This window comes from Acidilobus sp. (genome assembly GCF_049973875.1).
Taxonomy (GTDB): domain Archaea; phylum Thermoproteota; class Thermoprotei_A; order Sulfolobales; family Acidilobaceae; genus Acidilobus.
Genome location: NZ_JBMFJI010000067.1, coordinates 1 through 2123 on the forward strand (window position 1 = coordinate 1; position 2123 = coordinate 2123).

The following is a 2123-nucleotide window of genomic DNA, read 5'->3' on the forward strand; positions in this document are numbered from 1 at the left end:
CATGGGAACTACCCGGCTAAGTAGTTTATAATGTAAATTAACAAAATAACGAAAGCGTAACATGGTTTATAAAATAGTTTAATGATCAAGAAAAGGGAAAGGAAAGGGAGGCCTCGCCGGCAGCCCGCGCGAGCCTCCAGGCCTTGACCTGGACGCGTCGAGGTCGTCGCCTTTAAATTCACCTGCCCCGGCCGCGGGGCCGCTGAGCGGTGGGATGCCTCCAGAGGGCTGCCGCATGGCCTGGGGCGGCGCTGGCTATTAGGCAGGCGAGGCAAGGGGCGCGCCGCTGGCTCAGCCGGAGCCCTTTGCTTGGCCTGCCCCAGCCTTCGAGGGCCAGCGAGGCAAGAGGGGCCAGGCCGCGGCGCTTCATGGCCAGGGCCCAGGCCCTAAAGGTTAAATTAGGGGGCGGCCGGGGACCCCGAGGTGAATAGCTTGGCCCTGAAGTTCTCTCACCACATGACAGTGGGCACGTCCTTCCTGAGGAACGCCTCCAGGTCGGCCGGCCTTGACAGGGGCCAGGCGGACCTGCTTGAGAGGTGCTCAAGGCTTGACGTTGACGCCGAGGATGAGTGCGAGAGGCTCGCCGGGGCCGGCAGGAGCGACCCGCTGCTGGACAGGCTCAGGTATTACCTGAGCTCGAGGCCCTACGAGGCCTCCGCGGAGCTCAACTCCCTCCAGCCGTTCCTTGAGGCGGGCATGGTGCAGAGGGCGGTCCTCTACTACTACTCTGACAGCGGGGCGGCGCACCTGGTCGCCGTCCTGCTCGGCGAGCACCTGCGCGGGCAGGGCGTAGACGTGGAGCTGGTCGCGGTCGGTGAGGGCGAGAGGAACCTGCCTGCGGGCCTCCTAAACCTCCTGAGGGAGGTCGGCAGCAGGGCCTCCCAGGACTCCTCCAAAGGTTACGTGGTGATGCTTAACATAACGCCGGGCTTCAAGGCTGAGGCCGCCTACTCCACGCTCGGCGTCATACTTCACAGCGTCACCGCCCTGGCGTACTACAGGCACGAGGCAATGAAGACCACCGTGGGGGTGCCCCTGCTCGTGAGGCAGTCGCTCGTGAGCGCCGTCCAGGAGCTGAGGGGCAAGGTGGGGGCGCAGGTCGAGGACCTGAGCGCCGAGGCCCGCGTCACTGTGCTGGCCGCCAGGCTTAACCTGGGCAGGCTCGGCCTGGGGCCCGTCACCAGGGATGACGTTATGTGGGCCGAGGGGCTCCTGGCCGCCTCGGGGCTCGCGTGAGCTGTTATTGAGCGGCTGGGCCTGGCCGCAGCGACTGGGCTAAGTAGACCCGGGCCGTCCCCAGGGCCTCGGGGCAGAGGCGCGGTCGTCGCCCCGTTACGAGAGCAGCGACAGGAGGGCCCGCAGGACCTTCATGTTGAACTCCGACTCGTCTGAGAGGTACATGATTAACAGCTTCATGGCCTCCCTGCCAACGCGACTGACGGGCCTGAGGTCCCTGTCGAGCAGGAACGCCGGCTCAAAGCCGTGCACGCTGACGTAGAAGTCGTTGAAGCTCCTGAACCTCCTTCCGAAGGCGGCGCTCAGGGCCTCCAGCAGCTGCCCCGGGGTTACGTCCTCGAGCAGGGAGAGGGGGCTCCTCCTGGGCACTATGCCCCTCGCGGCCAGCGTGACGACCAGCCTCTGGAGCGCGTTAGCATACATCTCCTCGCCGACGTCGTCCCTGGCCTTCCTGGCCAGGTGTATGAGCTCGTGGGCGAAGACAAGGTAGGAGGGGGGCTCGTCGTCGAACCACACCTCTCCCTTGCTCGGCACGGCGAAACCCGCGGCCCTCCTCCTCTCGGCCGCCTCCTTGCCCTCGTCATAATCTAGCACCGTTATGCTGCGGGCCGAGGGGAGCCTGCGGCCCACCCTGAGGACCCTGTATATCCTCCTGTAGATGGGGTCCCCCCTGAACCACCACACCCCGCTCAGCCTCCTGCCCAACCTCTCACCCCGGCGCCCCCCACTGGGGCGCAGGAGTGCAAGGTGGTGGGATGCTAGTAGGAAAGCAGCTAGCTGGACCTTGCCGCGGGGCAGCGGCGTGGGGCGTGCTTTCGTTATTTTGTTAATTTACCTTATAAACTACTTAGCCGGGTAGTTCCCATGTTTTACATGGGAAGCCCCTT

2 protein-coding genes are annotated in these 2123 nt (G+C 64.9%); one reads left to right on the forward strand and one right to left on the reverse strand.

Going from position 1 to position 2123, the window contains the following annotated elements; genetic code table 11:
* The first annotated feature begins 432 nt into the window (after window positions 1-432).
* On the forward strand, window positions 433-1236 hold the full coding sequence (locus ACP5H1_RS08350; protein WP_427974041.1) for a putative CRISPR-associated protein: 804 nt from the start codon (window positions 433-435) through the stop codon (window positions 1234-1236).
* 96 nt (window positions 1237-1332) lie between these two features.
* Here ACP5H1_RS08350 and ACP5H1_RS08355 read toward each other — a convergent pair whose 3' ends face one another.
* Window positions 1333-1941 (reverse strand): hypothetical protein, encoded by a 609-nt coding sequence (locus ACP5H1_RS08355; protein ID WP_427974044.1) that lies wholly within the window; start codon window positions 1939-1941, stop codon window positions 1333-1335.
* Window positions 1942-2123 lie beyond the last annotated feature (182 nt).